This is a genomic window from Micromonospora sp. NPDC000442 (assembly GCF_042898635.1).
Taxonomy (GTDB): Bacteria; Actinomycetota; Actinomycetes; order Mycobacteriales; family Micromonosporaceae; genus Micromonospora.
On sequence record NZ_JBIAYZ010000014.1, the window covers coordinates 128,576 to 147,629 of the forward strand.

Sequence of the window (19,054 nt, forward strand, 5' to 3'; positions counted from 1 at the left end):
AGGACTCCCATGGCATCCCCTGACACGGTCGTCGTCGCACCGGCGACCTCGACACCCCCCTCGGCACGGACCTCCGCGAGCCGGCGACGGCGGTCGCGCTCCGACGCCGGGTACTGGCTCTACCTGCTCCCCGGCGCGGTGCTCTTCCTGCTGGTCATCGGCGGTCCGCTGGTGTACACCGGCTACCTCTCACTGACCAAGTGGTCCGGTGTCGGCGACCCCACCTTCATCGGGCTGGACAACTACCGCGATCTGCTGACCGACGACGTCTTCTGGACCTCGTTCAAGAACACCATCGCGATGATCATCGCGATGGTGGTGCTGCCCACCCTGATCGGGCTGGTGCTCGCCGCGGTGCTCTTCGACACCATCGGACGCCGGTTCCGGCCCCGCACCGCCGCCGCGCTACGGGCCGCCTTCTACCTGCCGCAGGTGCTCCCGGTCGTGGTGGCCGGCATCGTCTGGGGTTGGATCCTGCGGCCCGACGGCGCGCTCAACGGGCTGCTCGACGCGGTCGGGCTCGGCTCGCTGGCCCACGACTGGCTGGGCGATCCGAACACCGCGCTGCCCGCCGTGATGGCCGTGATGATCTGGGTACAGCTCGGCTACCCGGTGGTGGTCTTCATGGCGGCCCTGGAACGGGTGAACCCGGAACTGTACGAGGCGGCGGAGATCGACGGAGCCGGCTGGTTCCGGCGGTTCCGGGCTATCACCCTGCCGCAGATCCGGCCGGAGACGTTCGTGGTCGGGCTCACCTGCACCATCGCGGCGATGAAGGTCTTCGGCCCGATCTTCGCGCTGACCCGGGGCGGGCCGGAGAACGCCACGAACGTGCCCTCCTACTTCGCGTACTTCACCTTCTTCAAGCGGTTGCAGGTCGGCTACGGCTCGGCGATCTCGATGGTGCTGACCCTGATCATCGTCGTGGTCGCGGTGCTGTTCATCCGGGCGCAGAACCGTGCCGAACGCCGGGACGGAGTGCTCTGATGGCGATCACCCTCACCCCGCCCCGACGGGTACGGCGCCCCGCCGACCGGCGGCGCCGGGGCGCCGCCCGGTGGATCGTGCTCGCGCTGGTCGGCGCCGCGGCACTGGCCATGCTTGTGCCGTTCGCGTTCATGCTGCTCAACGCCTTCAAGTCGCCCGGTGACTACTCGACAAACGGCCCGCTGAGCTGGCCCGGCGAGTTCTACACGACCGGCCTGCGCACCTACTGGGAGCAGGTCGACTTCCCGGTGAAGCTGTGGAACTCGGTGCTCATCTCCGGCTCGGTGGCGGTCCTCGCGGTCGTCGTGTCACTACTGAGCGCGTACGCCCTGGGCATCGGCCGGGTCCGCGGCCGGCTCTGGATCATCGGGCTGTTCCTGCTGGCCAACATGCTGCCGCAGGAGGCGCTGATCTACCCGCTGTACCACTTCGCCAAGGAGGCGGGGCTCTACAACACCCGCCTGGCGGTCATCATCATCTTCACCGTCATCCAGGCGGCCTTCGGCACCTACCTGCTCGCCTCGGTGCTCGGCACCTTCCCGCGCACCCTGCTGGAGGCCGCCGCGCTCGACGGGGCCGGCCGGTGGCGGACCCTGTGGCGGGTGGTGCTGCCCAACATCCGGCCCACCATCTCGGTGCTGCTGGTCTTCTTCTTCATCTGGACCTGGAACGAGTTCCTCATCCCGCTGGTCATGCTCATCGACAACCAGACCCAGACCGTCCCGGTCGCGCTGGCCTCGTTGCAGGGCGACCGGCTGATGGACGCCCCCACCACAAACGCCGGGGCACTGATCAGCCTCCTTCCGGCGATCCTGTTCTTCCTCATCTTCCAGCGCACCCTCTCGCGCGGCATCACGGCAGGAGCCGACAAGTGAAGTTCACCGACGGGTACTGGCAACTGCGTCCCGGGGTCAGCGTGCTCCGCCCCGGCACCGTGGAGTCGGTGGAGCCGGACGAGCGCTCCTTCACCGTCTTCGCACCCATCGGACGGATCACCGGACGCGGCGACACCCTCAACCGGCCGGTGATCACCGTACGGTTCTTCTCCCCCGCACCCGGCGTGGTCGGGGTGACCATCGGCCACCACACCGGTGGACTGCCCAAGCAGCCGCGGTTCACGCTCGCCGAGAGCACCGAGCATCCCGTCCAGGTGGAGGTCACCGGGCTCAGCGCGCGGTTGACCACCGGCGAGCTGACCGTCCGGGTCGCGCTGACCGGGCCGTGGCGGGTGGACTTCCTGCGCGGCGACCGGTTGGTCACCTCGTCCACCGAGCGCAGCATCGGGGCGGTCACCGACGGCGAGGGCCACAAGTACGTGCACGAGCGGCTCGCGGTGGGCGTCGGCGAGACCATCTACGGGTTGGGCGAACGCTTCGGCGCGTACGTCAAGAACGGCCAGACCGTCGACATCTGGAACGCCGACGGCGGCACCGCCAGCGAGCAGGCGTACAAAAACGTGCCGTTCTATCTCAGCAGCGCCGGCTACGGGGTCTTCGTGGACCATCCGGAGCACGTCTCCTTCGAGGTGGGCTCGGAGGTGGTGTCGCAGACCCAGTTCAGCGTGCCGGGTCAGTCGCTGACGTACCACCTGATCGACGGACCCACCCCGAAGGACGTGCTGCGCCGCTACACCGCGCTGACCGGCCGGCCGGCGCGGGTGCCGGCCTGGTCGTACGGGCTGTGGCTGTCCACGTCGTTCACCACCTCGTACGACGAGAAGACGGTCACCGAGTTCATCGACGGCATGGCCGAGCGGGACCTACCGCTGTCGGTGTTCCACTTCGACTGCTTCTGGATGCGGCAGTTCCACTGGGTCGACTTCATCTGGGACCCGACGACCTTCCCGGACCCGGAGGGGATGCTGCGCCGGCTGCACGAGCGTGGCCTGAAGGTGTGCGTCTGGATCAACCCGTACATCGCCCAGCGGTCGTACCTGTTCGAGGAGGGCCGGCAGGCCGGCTACCTGGTCCGCAACCCGGACGGTTCGGTCTGGCAGTGGGACAAGTGGCAGGCCGGCATGGCGCTCGTCGACTTCACCAACCCGGACGCGGTCGACTGGTTCGCCGGCAAGCTCAAGGTGCTGCTGGACATGGGCGTCGACTGTTTCAAGACCGACTTCGGCGAACGCATCCCCACCGACGTGGTGTGGCACGACGGCTCGGACCCGCAGCGGATGCACAACTACTACTCGTACCTGTACAACAAGACCGTTTTCGAGCTGCTGGCGGCCGAACGCGGGGAGGGCGAGGCGGTCGTCTTCGCCCGGTCGGCGACCGCCGGCGGTCAGCAGTTCCCGGTGCACTGGGGCGGCGACTGCGAGTCGACATTCGTGGCGATGGCCGAGTCGCTGCGCGGCGGACTGTCGCTGGCCGCCTCCGGGTTCGGCTACTGGAGCCACGACATCGGCGGCTTCGAGGGCACCCCCGACCCGGCGGTGTTCAAACGCTGGATCGCCTTCGGCCTGCTGTCGTCGCACTCGCGGCTGCACGGCTCCGGCTCGTACCGGGTGCCGTGGGCGTACGACGACGAGGCGGTCGACGTGCTGCGCCACTTCACCCGGCTCAAGCTGAGCCTGATGCCGTACCTCGCGGCAGCGGCCGAGGAGGCCCACCGCGAGGGCGTACCGGTGATGCGGCCGATGATCCTGGAGTTCCCGGACGATCCGACCGCCGCGTACCTCGACCGGCAGTACATGCTCGGCCCGGACCTGCTGGTCGCACCGGTGATGAGCGCCGACGGCCAAGTGACCTACTACGTGCCCGCCGGCACCTGGACCCACGTGACCACCGGTGCCCAGGTCACCGGGCCGGGCTGGGTCACCGAGAAGCACGACTTCGACAGCGTTCCCGTACTGGCCCGGCCCGGGTCGGTCATCGCGTTCGGCTCGGTCACCGACCGCCCGGACTACAGGTGGGCCGACGGTGTGCGGCTGCGGATGTTCGCTCCGACCCCCGGGCAGCGGACCCGGGTTCGGATACCGTCGCCGGACGGTGGTGCGGGCACCGAGTTCGAGGTGCACCACCGGAACGGGAAGGCCACCGTCGAGTTGGTGGCCGGTGTCTCGTCGGGATACAGCTGCGAGGTCACGGAGGTGGCGAAGTGAGCGATGTGGAATTTCCCCAGGGTTTCGTCTGGGGCTCGGCCACGGCGGCGTACCAGATCGAGGGCGCGGCGCGCGAGGACGGTCGGGGCCCGTCGATCTGGGACACCTACAGCCACACCCCGGGCCGCACCCTGAACGGGGACACCGGCGACGTCGCGGCCGACCACTACCACCGGTGGGCCGACGACCTCGACCAGGTGGCCGCGCTCGGGCTGGGCGCGTACCGGTTCTCCATCGCCTGGCCCCGGGTGCAGCCCGGCGGTTCGGGACCGGTGAACCAGGCCGGGGTGGACTTCTACTCCCGGCTGGTGGACCGGCTGCTCGAACTCGGCATCCGGCCGGTGGCCACGCTGTACCACTGGGACCTGCCGCAGGAGTTGGAGGACGCGGGCGGCTGGCCGGTCCGGGACACCGCCGCGCGCTTCGCCGACTATGCCGAGAAGATCGTCGGGGCGCTCGGTGACCGGGTGCACACCTGGACCACGTTCAACGAGCCGTGGTGCTCGGCCTACCTCGGGTACGCCTCCGGGGTGCACGCGCCGGGGCGGACCGAGCCGGCCGCCGCACTGGCCGCCGTACACCATCTGAACCTGGCGCACGGCCTGGCCGGCCGGGTGATCCGCGACCTGGCACCGGCGGCGCAGCTGTCGGCCACCCTGAACCTCCACGTCATCCGACCGGCCTCGGACTCGGCCGCCGACGTCGACGCGGCGCGCCGGATCGACGCCCTCGCCAACCGGGCGTTCCTCGGCCCGATGCTCGACGGGGCGTACCCGGCGGACCTGCTCACCGACACCGCCGCCGTCACCGACTGGTCGTTCGTCCGGGACGGCGACGAGGCCACGGCAGCCGTCCCGCTGGACGTGCTCGGGGTCAACTACTACTCGACCACGCTGGTCCGTGCCTGGGACGGCGTGTCGCCCAAGTCGGACTCCGACGGACACGGCCGCTCGGCGCACTCGGCGTGGGTCGGCTCCGAGCAGGTCGAGTTCCTGCCGCAACCGGGTCCGTACACGGCGATGGGCTGGAACATCGAGCCGGCCGGCCTGACCGAGCTGCTGCTGCGCCTGCACCGCGAGTATCCCGACCAGCCGCTGATGATCACCGAGAACGGTGCCGCCTTCGACGACGTGGTCTCCCCCGACGGTGCGATCCACGACGACCGCCGCGTCGACTACCTCCACCGGCACATCGCCGCCACGCACCAGGCGATGGTCGCCGGCGCCGACGTACGCGGCTACTTCGTCTGGTCCCTGCTGGACAACTTCGAGTGGGCCTACGGCTACGACCGCCGCTTCGGCATCATCCACGTCGACTACGACACCCAACAGCGCACCTGGAAGGACTCCGCCCACTGGTACCACCGCCTCACCACCACCAACCGCCTCCCCGACCCCGCTCTCACCCCCGGCCCTACTCGTTGATCATGAGGTTGGCGGCAGTTTGAAGATCATCCAGTGCCGCCAACCTCATGATCAACGGGGGCAGGGGCGGCGCAGGTCAGACGCCGACGCGTTGTTCGGGGACGGTCAGTCCGTAGAGGGCCATCAGCTCGGGGGTGTCGACCCGGCTGCCGTCGGCCACCGTGTCGCAGGCGATGTCGACGATCTGGTCCTTGTGCGCCAGCAGGTACGGGCGGGCCCCGACGTCGGCGCTGGCCAAAGTGGCGATGCCCGGCCAGTGCCGACGACCGAACAGCATCGGGTAACCGCGCAGCCCGCTGTAGGTGGCACAGACCAGCACGTCGGGGAAGGGCAGCGCGGCCACCCGGCTCACCGCCGCGGCGGTGAGCCCGGGCATGTCCACCGGCACCACCACCGCCGCCTCGACCCGGTCGTCGTCGATTCCGGCGAGGCCGGCCCGGATGGACGAGCCCACGCCGGTACCCCAGGCGCGGTTGACCACCACCGTGGCGCGACTCAGGTCGGCGGTCTCGCGGACCTGGTCGGCCGCGGCGCCCAGGACGACCACGATCTGCCCGCAGCCCGCCTCCGTCAGCGTGTCGATCATCTGGTCGACCAGCGGCTTGCCGCCCTGGTGCAGCAGGGCCTCCGGTCCGCCGATCCGGCGGCCACCCCCCGCGGCGATGATCATTCCTGCGATCCGGTTCAGAGCTGCGCTCCCTCCAGCGTGGGAGCGGTCGGGGCCACGTGACCCCGACCCTCCCGTCCTACGCACACCGTTTGCAACGACGGCGGTCGGACGAGAGTGGCGGGGCATTTGGTGTAAATTGGGTATCTATCCGGACTGCACGGACATCCCCTCCGGCGCGCGATGGTCCGCACCGCCCGAAACCGGCAGCAGCACCAGCATCCCCGCCGCGACCAGCAGATAGGCGTTGCCGCCGAAGAAGCCGTGCGGCCCACCGGACCCGTTGGCGAAGATCCACACAACTCCGCTGCACAGCACCGCGTACCCGACGACGCCGGCCCGCAGCCGCCGCCGCGCGACGGGTCTGGCCGGCGGCCACGGCAGCGTCACACCGACGAGGACGATCAACCCGGGCACCAACCACACGAGATGGTGCACCCAGCTGACCGGACTGACCAGCACCCCGAGGACCCCGGTGAGGGCGAACCCGACCCGCTCGTCGCCCGCGGCCCGTCGGACCCGGCACCACCACACCGCGAGCGCTGCGGCCACCAGGCACAGCCACAGCAACCGGTCGGGGTGCGCCGGGTCGAGCCGGGCGACCAGGCCCAGCAGCGACTGGTTCGACACGTACTCCAGCTTCCCGACCCGCCCGGTGTCCCACAGCGCCTCGGTGAAGAATGTGCGGGTGGCGTTCGGTGCCACCGCCGCCGCCACCAGGGTCGCCATCGCTGCGGTCGCCGTGGCCGTCGCGGCAGCCCGCCACCGTCGGGTCACCAGCAGGTACGCGACGAAGACCGCCGGAGTCAGCTTGATCGCGGCGGCCAGGCCGATGCCGACGCCGGCCAGCCGATGCCGACGCTCCAACAGCCACAGGTCGACGTAGACCAGGGCCATCAGCAGCAGATTCACCTGCCCGAAACTGACCGTGTCGCGGACCGGGTTGAGCACGGCGAACAGGCAGGCAGCCAACGCGAAGGTGCGCCACCTCGGCCAGCCGGCGCGCCGTGCGACGGGGTCCACCAGCAGGTGCAGCAGGAAGCCGGCCGCCACGACGGTGAGCGCCAGGTTCACCGCGATCGCCGGATGCCAGGGCAGGGCCGCCACCGGCAGCATGACCAACGCGGCGAAAGGTGGGTAGGTGAAGCCGTACTGGTTCCAGGTCACCCACTCGTAGAGTTGGCCGCCGCCCGCCCAGTGACGTACCGCGCCGTGGTAGACACCGATGTCGAACCAGCCACGGTGCCCGGGCAGCACGGCGATCGCCACGCCGATCACGGTGGCCAGGCCGATGATCAGCAGCGTCGGCCGCCAGGTCGGCGTGGCGGGTCCGGCGGCCGTGCCGGTCCCGCTGACGGCGGTGGTACCGACCCGGGGCCGTCCGGTGGTGGTGGTCATCGGCGACCCGCCAGGGCGAGCGGGGCGGACCGGGTGAGCAGCCACAGCACACCGACGGCGGCCAGGCCGACGAGCACCCCCGCCGCCGCGAGCACCGCCTGGCCGAGATCCGGGCCGAAACCGCTGGGCAGGACCGCGAACGCCAGCACCATCGCGGCGAGCGCCGCCGCCTGCCGCGGCCACCCGTGCGGCGCCGCTGCGGCGAGCAGCACCAACCCCCACAGCGCGTACCAGGGCCGGGTCGCCGGGCCGAGCAGCGCCACGGCCAACAGGACCAGGCCGACGGCGTACGGCGGGCCCAGCCGACGCCGCTGATGCCAGGCGACCACCGCGACGGCGAGCAGACCGAGCAGGCCCAGCAGCACCCCGGCGCGCATCGGCGCGGCGCCCAGATCCAGGTCTAACGTCTCCGCGAGCCGCTGCGCGCCCCGACCGAGGGCGGTCGAGACCGACCAACTGTGCCGGTACACGGGCGTGGCGAGGGCGTCCATCCAGCCGTATCCGATTCCGCTCGCCCAGGTCACCGCCACGCCGCTGACCACCGTGAGACCGACGACCCGCACCACCGCACGGCCGACGCCGAGGCGCCGGGCAGCGAGCGCACCCACCACCAGCAGCCCCAGCAGCGCCGGCACCTTGACCAGGGCGGCGAACGTGACCAGCACGGTCGCCGCACCGAACCGGTCGGCAAGTGCCAGCCGAAGGCCGAGCACGAGCAGTCCCAGCATCACCGCCTCGTTGTGGGCACCCGCGACCAGGTGCAGCGGAACGAGTGGGTTGAGCACCCCCAGCCACAGCGCGGCCGCCGGGTCGACCCCACAGTGCTGCGCCAGACGCGGCAGGTTGATCACGAGAAGTGTCACCCCGGCCAGCGCGACGAGCCGCAGCGTCAGCACGCCGAGCGCCAGGTGCCCACCGGTGAACCAGGACACTCCGGCGGCGAGGGACAGGAAGACCGGCCCGTACGGCGCGGGCGTCTGTTGCCACATCTGCGGTACCTCGGCGGCGAGGTGTCCACCGAGGTGCGCCACCCCCACCCGGTAGACATCCAGGTCGGCCAGGACCATCGCGCCCTGGGCCAGGTAGCTGTAGACGTCGCGGGAGAACATGGGCGGTGCCAGCAGCAACGGTCCGACCCAACAGGCCAACGTGACGGCGGCGCCTCGGGCGCGGGCGGTGTTGTCCGGCGTGCGACCGGGCCGGCGCAGGTCGCGGCCGGCCCACCACCAGGCGAGCGTGAGCAGGGTCAGCCCGGCGTAGCCGACCACCAAAGCGGGCCGGTCGGCGTGACGAAGGGCCGTCCACCACAGGGCGTCCCGCACCGGCAGGGCACCGGCACCGCAACCGGCGACCGCCAGCAGGGCGGTGCCCACCCCGCCCATGAGTCGGTACGCGGAGACGCTCGTCGGTGTCAGCATCGGGGCATGGTGGCAGCGCGAGCTGACCGCGAGACGGCCACCGGTCGGTCAACAGGAGGCCCTCGGGTGTCCGCTCAACTGGACCTGGCCGGGACGCACGGTGGGTGGCACCGGGCCGACCACCCGAACCGGATGGCGCAGGCTGGGAGATCCCGGGATCGTGCCCGCGCGGGGCTACGGCTCGCGGCGGGTGGCCAGGCGCAGCCGACGTTTGACGCCACCTGCCGCGCGGGTCCTGAGCCGGGAGAGAACGTTGACGTTGTCGGGTTGGCCGTCCGGCCGCTGGCTGAGGGTGTCGGCGTGGCCCAGCATGCCGACGATCGTCTCGACAGCGACCTGGAGCAGTTGCTGCTCGTCCAGTTCGTCGGGGCTGATGCTCTGCCGCATCACGCTCGGCCGCAGGTCGTCGAGGTCACCGACGATCTGGCACGGGTAGTCCTGAAGCTCCTTGATCTGCTGCTCCGCCAGCTCCCGCACCCAGTCGGCCCGGTCCAGGCCGACGCCGAAGGGCACCCCGTCGCGCCGCTTGAGCACGGCGTCGACCAGGTGCCGGTGGACCACCTTCTGGTACGGCGTCCGCAGCGGATACCTGTCGCCCAACGCCAGGTTGACCCGGCGGAGCAGTTCGATCTCGGCCGCGCCGAGCGACGGGTTCGAGGTGGGTTCCGCCAGTTCGCACAGCCCGTCCGGGATCCCGAGGATCCCAGCGAACCGGTGCCACAGCAAATCCCTCGGTGCGCCGGGCGGCGGAACCGTCACCAGGTGCCGGTGCTGTGCGGGGACCAGGTCGCCCCAACGGCGCAGCATGCGCGGTGCGGTGTGGTTGTTCCAGAAGGCCTCGGCCCTGCCCTCCTCGACGGCGCGCATGAAGGCACCGAACCGCCAGCCGCTACGGGCCCGGATGCTCTGCTGCCAGAAGGACGGGAAGGTCCGCCACAGGTCACGACCGGCCGCGATGACGTGCACCTCGGCGGCCTCCAGGCTCTGCACCGCCCGGGCGGCCTGCGTGCTGGTCGCCGCGCCCAGCCCCTCGTTGCTGATGATCACATCACCGGGCCAGCTGCGCGCCTTCTCGGCCAGCCGGTCCCAGGTCCAGTAGACGTCGCTGTCCCGCCAGGGTGCCTCGCGCAGATCGGCCATCGCGTGGTCGTGCGCCACGGCACTACCCGGCAGCAGAATGCCGGCGTCCCGCAGCGCCGCACAATTGTTCCAGAGCACGTTCTGCACGTAGGTGCTTCCCGTTTTCGGCGCACCGATATGCAGATAGACGCGTCTGGCCATGCCGCCTCCCTGGCACCGACACCAAGTCGATCGAAGTGGTCACGTTTGCGGAGCCAGGGTGACATACGGCGGGGGTCCGCCAAAACAGCGGGCGACGCCTTTTCCGGCAGACCAATTCCCTGTTGTGCAGAGATGTATAGGCCGCGAAATCCAGGTGAACAGTTCCTGCCGGCTCACGTGGTCAACAGTTCGTCGGCGGTGATCACGCCGCGTCGGCGTAGCACCCCACGATGGACAGGTCCAACGGAAAGCGGACCGGAGTGTCCCCGAACAGCAGCGCGGTGGCCCGTCGACCGGCCCGGTCGACCGCCTCGGCGACCTGCTCGGCCTGCGCCGCCGGGCAGTGCACGATCACCTCGTCGTGCTGGAAGAAGACCAGCTCGGCCCGGGTGCCGGCCAACTCGCCGCGGAGCACCGCGAGCAGGGTGGACGCCCACTCGGCCGCGGTGGCCTGGATGACGAAGTTGCGGGTGAACCGGCCCCGGGACCGGGCCGCCCGGGCACGCGGCGACTGGACGTCACCGGCCCCGTCCGGGTCCACCGGACCATCCTCGTCGGCACCGAATCCCGCTGTACCGGGCGGGCAGGTCCGCCCCAACCAGGATCGCACCAACCCGCCCACCTCACCGGTCCGCGCCGCCGCCTCGACGTAGCCGAACGCGGTCGGGTAGCTGCGCCGCAGCACCGCCAAAGCCGGCACCGCCGACCCGCCGGTCTGCCCGTACATGGCGCCGAGCAGCGCCAGCTTGGCCCGGCCCCGGTCACCGTCGAACGCGTCCCGGGCCAGCGCGGCGTAAAGGTCACCGGTCGCCCCGGCGGCGGCGAGCCGGACGTCCCCGGAGACGGCCGCCAGCACCCGTGGCTCCAACTGCCCGGCGTCGGCCACCACGAACCGCCAGCCCGGGTCGGCCACCACCGCCCGGCGGATCACCTTCGGGATCTGCAACGCGCCGCCACCCCGGGTGGCCCACCGCCCCGACACCACCCCGCCGGGAACGTACTCCGGCCGGAACCGACCGTCGCGCACCCAGGCATCCCGCCACGCCCGGCCGTGCGCCGTCCAGATCCGGTACAGCTCCTTGTACTCCAGGACCAGCGGCACCGCAGGGTGATCGACCCCGCGCAGCACCCAGGCCCGGGTGTTCGGCAGCTCCACTCCCACCCGCGCGAACGCCTTCAGCAGCTCGGCCGGGCTGTCCGCATGGACCTGCCGGACCCCGAACGCGTCGGCGATCCGCGCGGCCAGCTCCGCCAGCCGGCGCGGCGGCCCGCCCACCGGAGAGGGCTCACCCAGCAACTCGGCGAGGACCGCGTCATGCACATCGGCCCGCCAGGGCAGCCCGGCCGCCCCCATCTCGGCCGCGATCAACGCACCGGCCGACTCGGCCGCCACCAGCAGCCGGAACCGCCCCGGGTCGCCGGTCGCGACGACCCGGCCGAGTTGGTCGGCGTACACCCGGGTCAGCGCGGTGATGCCGGGGCCCGGCGGCCCCGGCACGGCGTCGAAGAGCGCGGCCTGACCGGCACCGGGCGGGGTGGCGGCGCGCGGCGGCGGGTCGGCCGGCACCGACGCACCGGTCAGCCGCGCCCAGGCCGCCGCCAGGCCGCGGGGCTCACCCCACCGACCGGCGTACCCGAGCAGCAGCGCCTCGGTCAGCTCCACGTCGTGACACCGCTGCACCGTGACCCCGGCGCGTAGCAGCGTCGGGTAGAGCCCGGCCCCGGACGCCCACACCCAGCGTGGCTGGTCGGTGCGCTCCCGGGCAGCCACCGCGCCGGGCAGGTCGACGACCGACTCGGGCACGCCCAGCGGCGCACCGATCGGGTCGAGGGGTTGCAACACTCCCCCACCCCGCTCGTCAGACGCCACCGCCACCAGCACGAACGTGATTCTGCCCGGCCCCTGCGACAGACCGGGGCCGGGCTCGGTCCGCTCGTCAGTCTCGACGAATGCTCATCTGCAGCAGTTCGGAGTCGTCGGAGACGCCCGGTGGCGCCTTGGTGCCCGCCGGGAGCAACGACCAGACCTCCTGTTTCCGCACCAACCGAGGAGAATCCAGCTGCACCTGCTCGCCGCCGACGGACAGACCTGCGGTTCCCGCCGCCAGGACGTTTCGCACCCAGTCGGTACGCGGCCCGTACAGCGGAAGGAACAGGTATCCGTCGGGCAGCGGATGAGCGTCGAGCGGAGTCTGGTACGTCCTGCCGGACGATCTACCGACGTGCGTCAGGACCGGTCGGACACCCCGACGGATTTCCCGGGGGTTGACGACCCGTTTGTTGAGCCGGGCGAGCCAGCGCGGCAACGGCATGCCGACCTCCTCGTTCTCGTGCATGTCAGCGAACACCACCGAACCACTTGGCCAGCGCCACCTCAAGGGTCTGCTGGTCCTCGCCGACCCACGCGACGTGCCCGTCCGGCCGAAGCAGGATCGCCGGCACGTCCAGCTCCCCACTGGTGTCGACGACATGATCTACCCGGTCACGCCAGCCGTCCACCGAGAGCCGTCCGGTCTGGTCGAGCAGCAACCCGTCGCCGGTGCGCATCAGCTCGAACAGCCGCCCATGTTCGAGCTGGACGTCGCGCAGTCGCCGCCCGAGCAGGGCATGGCCCTCCCCGAAGTCGTACCGGACGCTGATCGCCGTGATCTTCTCGATCAGGAACCGGTTGACGTCGTTGAAGTCCATCAGCTGCCCCAACAACCGTCGGACGGCCTGCGGCCCGGGCTCGTTGGTGGTCAACTCCATCTGGGCGCGCGTGTTGTCGAGCACGTCCGCTGCCACCGGATGCCGCTCGGACTCGTAACTGTCCAGCAGGTCCTCCGGCGCCCAGTCGTCGATCGCCGCCGCCAATTTCCAACCCAGGTTGAACGCGTCCTGGATCCCGAGGTTGAGCCCCTGACCACCCATCGGCGGGTGGACGTGCGCGGCGTCCCCGGCCAGGAACACCCGTCCGACCCGGTAGCGCTCGGCCTGGCGGGTCGCGTCACCGAAGCGCGACAGCCAGCGGGGCGAGTGCACGCCGAAGTCGGTGCCCGCGTACGCGCGCAGCTGTTGCTTGAACTCGGCAAGCGTCGGCGGCGTGGACCGGTCTTCGACCACGCCCTGCGCCGGCACGACCGCCCGGAACACCCCCGGCGTACCCGACGGCCCGACCCCGAACCGCTTTTCGGTCTTGCGGATCTCCGTCACCACCTCGGCGATGTCCTCCGGAGACGCCGTCACCGCCACCTCGCCCAGCAGCGTGTCGACTCTCGACGGCTCGCCGGGAAACCCGACGCCGAGCAGCTTCCGAACCGTGCTGCGCCCGCCGTCACAGCCGACGACGAACCGCGCACGCACCGGCGACCCGCTGCCATCTCCGAGATGGACGGTCACCCCCGCGTCGTCCTGCTCCAGTCGGACCACCGCGCAGCCCCGGCGGATCTCAGCTCCGACGTCGGCCGCGTGCTCGGCGAGCAGCCGGTCGGTGAGCGTCTGCGGAATCCCCAACACGAATCCGTGGGCGGTGTCCAGTCCGGTGGGGGCGGGCTTGTCGATGCCCGCGAAGAATCCCCGGATCGGAAACTGTTTACCATTTTCGAGGAACCGCTCCAACAGCCCCCGCTGATCCATCACCTCGATACTGCGCGCATGCAGTCCGAGCGACCGCACGAACGGCGGCGGTTCGGCTTCCTTCTCCAGCACGAGCACGCTGACGCCCCGCAGCCGCAATTCGCTCGCCAGCATCATGCCGGTCGGCCCGCCGCCGACGACGACCACATCGAACATGCATTTCCCCCAGGTGTTCCGATTCAGGCGCTGGCCGACGATTGTGCGCCACGACCGGGGTCTTGCCGCAATGCCGGGGGTGCGGTATATGTTGATAGTGGCAAGGAGTTCTCCTCCTTGCCTTTGTGGTTTACGGTCCGGCTCGCCGGCCCGCGTCCAGAGCTATTAGCCTGGGCGCATGACAGTCGACCTCTTCGCCGGGCTTCCGGTCAGCGACTATCAGCGTGCCCTCACCTGGTACGAGCGGCTGCTGGGCTCCGCACCCACTTTCGTGCCGAACGACACCGAGGCGGTGTGGGAGCTTGCCGAGCACCGGTACCTCTACATCGAGGAACTGCCCGAGCGGGCCGGCCACGCCCTCCAGACCGTGTTCGTCGACGACCTCGATCAGCGGGTGGAGGGCATCGCCGCCCGAGGCATCCAACCTGCCTCACGAGAGACGTACGACAACGGTGTGCGCAAGGTGATCTACCGCGACCCCGACGGCAACGAGATCGGCTTCGGCGGTGCGCCGCTCGACCCGGCCCAGGAACCCGATGACAGACAAGATTGACTTCAAGAAGACCGTCGACGCCTACCAGGCACCACGGGGACGATTCCGGATCGTCGACGTACCCGACCTGTGTTACCTCATGATGGACGGCCACGGCGACCCGAACACCTCACCCGCCTTCACCACGGCCGTCGAAGCGCTGTACCCGGTGGCGTACAAGCTCAAGTTCGCCAGCAAGCGCGACCTCGGGCGCGACTACGTCGTCCCGCCTCTGGAGGGCCTGTGGTGGGCCGAGGACATGGCCGCCTTCACCACCTCGCGGGACAAGTCACGGTGGAACTGGACCCTGCTGCTCATGGTCCCGGACTGGATCGACCGGGCCATGTTCGACGCCGCCGTCACCCAGGCCGGGGCGAAGAACCAGCCGGTACGCCTCGACGACATCCGCCTGGAGACCCTGTCCGAAGGACGGTGCGTCCAGACGCTGCACGTCGGTTCCTTCGACGACGAAGCGGCGGTGCTCGCCCAACTGCATGACGAGTTCATCCCGGCCCAGAGGTTGCGCATGGCCGGGAAACACCACGAGATCTATCTCAGTGACTTCCGCAGAGTCGCGCCCGAGAAACAGCGCACCATCCTGCGACAGCCGGTCACCGCCGGGGCCGCATCGGCGCCGTCGAAACCAGGATGACCGCGACACCGGCGGCGCGTAGGGTGCCGGCCATGTCCCGCACCGAGCTACGGCCGTTCACGGCCGCGGATCTGGCTGCCTGCGCCACCTTGCTGGCCGACCGGCACCGCCGGCACCGCGTCGCCCAGCCGCTGCTGTCCGCCCGGTTCGAGCACGCCGCCGCGGCGCTGGCCGAGCTGACCAGCGCGTACGAGACGCCGGACGCGTCGGGGGCGGTCGCCTACCGCTCCGGTGTCGCGGTGGGTTTCGTCCTCGGTGCGCCGAAGCCGTCACCGCTGTGGGGGCCGAACATCTGGGTCGAGGCCGCCGGGCTGGCGGTCACCGATCCCGAGGTGATGCGCGACCTGTACGCGCTCGCCGCCAGCCGCTGGGTCGACGAAGGCCGCACGGCGCACTACGTCGTCGTTCCGGCACACGACGCGGAGCTGGTACGAGCCTGGTTCCGGCTGGGCTTCGGCGAACAGCATGCGCACGCCATCCGGCCCGCCGCACGGCCGGCATCGGTCACACCGGGCGGACTGTCGGTGCGTCGGGCGACCCGAGCCGACATCCCGGCACTCGCCCAACTCGATCTTGAGTTGCCGCTGCACCAGGGACAGTCCCCGACGTTCTCCGCCGGCCCGACGGGCACGCTTGAGGAAGCCGTCGCCGAGTGGACGGCCGACATCGACAATCCCGCGTACGCCACCTTCGTGGCCGAAGCGGACGGCCAGGTCATCGGCTCCGCCGTCGGCTGCGCGCTGGAGAAGTCGAGCGCGCACCTGAGCCTGGCCCGCCCGGAGCACGCCGGGTTCCTCGGGTTCGCGGCGGTCCTCCCGCCCGCCCGTGGCGCCGGCGCCGGACGAGCCCTCGGATCCGCCGTCATCGACTGGGCGGCGTCGGCCGGTTTCGACAGCGTGGTCACCGACTGGCGAGTCACCAATCTGCTCTCCTCGCGGACCTGGCCGAAGCTGGGCTTCACCGAGACGTTTCTCCGGCTGCACCGGCTGATCCGCTACTGACCGCCGTAGCCCTCACGTTCGCTGCCGCTCGGGACTGGCCCGGTCGGTTGGGGCCGGTTGGGCTTGAGTGCCGTTGCCTCAGGAGACCGTCGATGTCATCATCGACCACGTGCCACGCGAGCCACTGCCCTTCCGCTCGATTCTGGTCGCCAGTCGCAACGATCCACATGCCACGTACGAGCAATTCGAAGCGTACGCGCGAGACTGGGGCTCGGAACTGTTCGACGCAGGCACGGTCGGGCACCTGGACTCCAAAACCCGGTTCGGTGCGTGGCCCGACGGCCAGCGTCTCGTCCGGTCGTTGACCCAGCCCTTCCTACCCGGTTAACCACGTCGGCTTGGCGGGTCGCGGCGAAACCCGGGCTGGGTCTAGCGCCGTCCGGCGGACGTGGTCTCGACGTCGAGGTATTCGGCGAGCCGGGCGGCCCCGGTGAGCATGGCTTGGCCGCGGGTGGTGAGTTGTTGCCGCCACTGGCGCAGCGACGCGGCGAGCGGTTCGGTGCCACCGGCTGCACGCACCCGACGCACCACGCCGGCGATGTGCTCGAGCCGGTAGCCGCCGCGGCGCAGCAGGTGAGCGAGTTCGGCGTCGCGGACATCGTCCGGCGAGTAGACGCGGTAGCCGGTCGCGGGCTCGCGCGCCGGCTGCACGATGCCAGCCCGTTCCCACTTGCGCAGGGTCGCCGGTCGTACGCCGAGGCGGTGGGCCAGCACGCTGATCGGCACGGCGCTCCGGCTCTGCGGTTGCTGCTGCGAGCCGGCGAGAGAGGCGACCGCCGCCTCGACCGCGTCCAGGGTTTCTCGGTCACGCTGAAGCAGGATGTGGCTGTCGTCGATCGTGCGCAACGCGGCGTCGATGTCGCCCCGGTTGACGGCACGCATGATCTCACCGCTGGCCGGGTAGCCGTGACCCGCGATCAGCGCGAGGTAGGCGCTCAACGCCTTGGCGTGCACCTCGGTGAACAGGCGGTAGCCGGTGGGGCTGCGCTGGGCCGCCGGCAGGACGCCATCTCGTTCGTAGTTGCGCACGGCCTGCGCGGAGAGGCCGTGCCGACGCGCGAGGTCGGCTGGTCGGCGTACCCCCCGGTTGGAGGGTTTCGTGGCTCCCACCGCGCTCCATTGCTCAGAAGTCTCAACCGCTGGTTCAACGATACGGTTGATGGAATGACATCCCTTCTCGACCTGCTTGCCGTACCGCCGACGCTGCTCGCGCTCGGCGAACCGACGCACGGCGAGTCCGCCTTCCTCCAGATCCGCAACGAGACCTTCATGTCGCTGGCCGAGCAGGGCTACCGGTCGATCGCGCTGGAGAGCGACCGGGCGGCGGGGCTGACCGCCAACGAGTTCGTCCAGGGCAGCACCGCCGTCACACTCGACCGTGCGCTCGCCGAAGGCTTCAGCCACGGGCTCGGCGCCGCCCCGGCCAACCGCGACCTGCTGCTGCGGATGCGCGAGTGGAACGCCGGGCGGTCGGCCGCCGAGCGCCTGACGTTGCACGGCTTCGACGCCCCGCTTGAGATCGAGGGCGCCCCGAGCCCTCGGCGCTACCTCATTCGGGTCTGCGAACTCCTCGGTCTCGACCGGTCAACGGAGATCGACGGCCTGATCGGGAACGAGGCGCGGTGGAGCGACACGGCAGCGATCTGGGAGCCCGGTAGGTCGGTCGGGCGCTCGGCCGACGCCCAGCGCCTGCGGGTGATCGCCGACGATCTGCTGACCGAGCTGTACCTGAACGCACCCCGACTGGCCGAGGGCTGGCAGACGGCATTCGTGCACGCCACGTCCGCCATCGCGGTGCTGCGCTACCACGCAGCGGCCGCCGCACCACTGGAGCAGGAAGAACGCTTCGCCCGCCTGGCCGGGGTCCGAGACGCGCTGATGGCCGAGAACCTGCTCGCGATCCGCTCGGCCGAGGCACACCGCGGACCCACGCTGGTCTTCGCGCACAACACTCACCTTCAGCGCCGATCGAGCACGATGACCATGGCCGGGATGGACGTCTCGTGGGCCGGTGCCGGCGCCATCGTCGCGTCGTTGCTGGCCGACAGGTACGCGGTGATCGTCGGCAGTCTCGGCGCCTCCCCCACGCTCGGCATCGAGGCCCCCGCCCCGTCGACCTACGAAGGCAGACTCCAGCAGGAAACCACGCTTCCACGGTACGTCCGGGCATCCGAGATAACAGCGGCCGAGCAGAGAGCCCACGACTACCGCTACTTCCCGCTGGATCAGGCCACCATCGACCACGCCGACGTGGTGCTGCACATCCCGACCGGCGTCGATGCGGCCGTGCTCGCCGACCGGATTCTCGCGCTGCCCGGGGTCGAGCAGGTCGTGGCGAGCGAGGAGAACGGATCACCCGAGGGCGCCTGGGGCGACCGGTTCTTCCACGTCGGCCCCGACCGCCGCCAGCCGTTCGCCACCATCGTCGAGCACGACGTGCCCGGCTTCGACGACGCCTCCGAGCTCGACCGTCCCGGCGTCTTCCGCCTCAACCTGGACCTAGGCCGAACCGAGTTCGAGAGCCTGTTCGGCTTTCCACCCAAGGCGTTCGAGGACCACCGGCACGAGTTCGACTTCGCCCGCCTGGACACCCTCGTACCGCACCCGGGCTACGCGCGGTACGGCTTCGGCAGCATCGTCATGCCCGGCCCGCACATGCTGCCCGAGATCGACCGGCTCCTCACCATCGCCCACGCCCGAGCAGTCGACCGCCACGCACGCGCCGCGCGTCGAGCGGCCGACCAGCAGGCTTGAGCCCGACGACCGCCAAGCGGACCTGTGCCTTCCGGCCGATCCGGAGAATACGTCTCGGTGGGCGGT

General features: G+C 70.7%; 17 protein-coding genes. 9 read left to right on the forward strand and 8 right to left on the reverse strand.

All coding sequences use genetic code 11. The annotated features are described in order from the left end of the window. The first annotated feature begins 9 nt into the window (after positions 1-9). From ACFY2A_RS21995 to ACFY2A_RS22010, 4 genes are read left to right on the forward strand one after another with little or no spacing between them, the layout of a single operon-like run. Complete coding sequence (locus ACFY2A_RS21995; protein WP_387174136.1) at positions 10-987, forward strand: carbohydrate ABC transporter permease; 978 nt, start codon at positions 10-12, stop codon at positions 985-987. Next, positions 987-1,862, forward strand: a complete 876-nt coding sequence (locus ACFY2A_RS22000) for a carbohydrate ABC transporter permease (RefSeq protein ID WP_363924052.1) — start codon at positions 987-989, stop codon at positions 1,860-1,862. Before ACFY2A_RS21995 ends, ACFY2A_RS22000 begins: the two co-directional genes overlap by 1 nt. Then, entirely contained in the window at positions 1,859-4,090 is a 2,232-nt protein-coding gene (yicI, locus tag ACFY2A_RS22005) for an alpha-xylosidase (protein ID WP_387174138.1), read from the forward strand. The genes ACFY2A_RS22000 and yicI overlap by 4 nt, the downstream gene beginning before the upstream one ends. Next, positions 4,087-5,514 carry a GH1 family beta-glucosidase gene (locus ACFY2A_RS22010; RefSeq protein WP_387174140.1) on the forward strand — a complete coding sequence of 476 codons (1,428 nt, stop codon included), beginning with the start codon at positions 4,087-4,089 and terminating at the stop codon, positions 5,512-5,514. The genes yicI and ACFY2A_RS22010 overlap by 4 nt, the downstream gene beginning before the upstream one ends. Before the next feature lie 76 nt (positions 5,515-5,590). On the opposite strand, the gene ACFY2A_RS22015 is transcribed toward ACFY2A_RS22010, so the two are convergent. The 7 genes from ACFY2A_RS22015 to rox form a co-directional block, all read right to left on the reverse strand. Next, positions 5,591-6,184 carry an NTP transferase domain-containing protein gene (locus ACFY2A_RS22015; protein ID WP_387174142.1) on the reverse strand — a complete coding sequence of 198 codons (594 nt, stop codon included), beginning with the start codon at positions 6,182-6,184 and terminating at the stop codon, positions 5,591-5,593. Positions 6,185-6,328: 144 nt separating this feature from the next. Beyond that, the gene (locus ACFY2A_RS22020; RefSeq protein WP_387174144.1) at positions 6,329-7,579 is read right to left on the reverse strand and encodes a glycosyltransferase 87 family protein; all 1,251 of its coding nucleotides are present in this window, start codon (positions 7,577-7,579) and stop codon (positions 6,329-6,331) included. Beyond that, positions 7,576-8,997 (reverse strand): polyprenol phosphomannose-dependent alpha 1,6 mannosyltransferase MptB, encoded by a 1,422-nt coding sequence (mptB, locus tag ACFY2A_RS22025; RefSeq protein WP_387174146.1) that lies wholly within the window; start codon positions 8,995-8,997, stop codon positions 7,576-7,578. The genes ACFY2A_RS22020 and mptB overlap by 4 nt, the downstream gene beginning before the upstream one ends. A 174-nt stretch (positions 8,998-9,171) precedes the next feature. After that, on the reverse strand, positions 9,172-10,278 hold the full coding sequence (locus tag ACFY2A_RS22030) for a hypothetical protein (protein WP_387174148.1): 1,107 nt from the start codon (positions 10,276-10,278) through the stop codon (positions 9,172-9,174). Between the two features lie 202 nt (positions 10,279-10,480). Then, positions 10,481-12,190 (reverse strand): bifunctional 3'-5' exonuclease/DNA polymerase, encoded by a 1,710-nt coding sequence (locus ACFY2A_RS22035; RefSeq protein WP_387174202.1) that lies wholly within the window; start codon positions 12,188-12,190, stop codon positions 10,481-10,483. 25 nt (positions 12,191-12,215) lie between these two features. Further along, the gene (locus ACFY2A_RS22040; RefSeq protein WP_387174150.1) at positions 12,216-12,614 is read right to left on the reverse strand and encodes a nitroreductase family deazaflavin-dependent oxidoreductase; all 399 of its coding nucleotides are present in this window, start codon (positions 12,612-12,614) and stop codon (positions 12,216-12,218) included. 1 nt (position 12,615) lies between these two features. After that, the gene (gene rox, locus ACFY2A_RS22045) at positions 12,616-14,049 is read right to left on the reverse strand and encodes a rifampin monooxygenase (protein WP_387174152.1); all 1,434 of its coding nucleotides are present in this window, start codon (positions 14,047-14,049) and stop codon (positions 12,616-12,618) included. A 178-nt stretch (positions 14,050-14,227) separates the two neighbouring features. Between rox and ACFY2A_RS22050 the strand changes: the two genes are divergently transcribed. The 4 genes from ACFY2A_RS22050 (at position 14,228) to ACFY2A_RS22065 (ending at position 16,562) form a co-directional block, all read left to right on the forward strand. Further along, a complete protein-coding gene (locus tag ACFY2A_RS22050; RefSeq protein ID WP_093407273.1) occupies positions 14,228-14,602 on the forward strand; it encodes a VOC family protein in 375 nt (124 codons plus the stop codon). Then, positions 14,586-15,233, forward strand: coding sequence for a GyrI-like domain-containing protein (locus ACFY2A_RS22055; protein ID WP_387174154.1), 648 nt, complete (start codon positions 14,586-14,588; stop codon positions 15,231-15,233). The genes ACFY2A_RS22050 and ACFY2A_RS22055 overlap by 17 nt, the downstream gene beginning before the upstream one ends. Before the next feature lie 32 nt (positions 15,234-15,265). Then, positions 15,266-16,234: a GNAT family N-acetyltransferase gene (locus ACFY2A_RS22060; RefSeq protein ID WP_387174156.1), complete on the forward strand. Its 969-nt coding sequence runs from the start codon at positions 15,266-15,268 to the stop codon at positions 16,232-16,234. Between the two features lie 109 nt (positions 16,235-16,343). After that, positions 16,344-16,562, forward strand: a complete 219-nt coding sequence (locus tag ACFY2A_RS22065; protein WP_387174158.1) for an RBBP9/YdeN family alpha/beta hydrolase — start codon at positions 16,344-16,346, stop codon at positions 16,560-16,562. Positions 16,563-16,603: 41 nt separating this feature from the next. Here the strand turns inward: ACFY2A_RS22065 and ACFY2A_RS22070 are convergent, their stop codons facing one another. Then, positions 16,604-17,344 carry a TioE family transcriptional regulator gene (locus ACFY2A_RS22070; protein WP_387174160.1) on the reverse strand — a complete coding sequence of 247 codons (741 nt, stop codon included), beginning with the start codon at positions 17,342-17,344 and terminating at the stop codon, positions 16,604-16,606. A gap of 54 nt (positions 17,345-17,398) precedes the next feature. On the opposite strand from ACFY2A_RS22070, the gene ACFY2A_RS22075 reads away from it, so the two are divergent. After that, positions 17,399-18,988, forward strand: coding sequence for a DUF6194 family protein (locus ACFY2A_RS22075; RefSeq protein ID WP_387174162.1), 1,590 nt, complete (start codon positions 17,399-17,401; stop codon positions 18,986-18,988). The last annotated feature ends 66 nt before the right edge of the window (positions 18,989-19,054 follow it).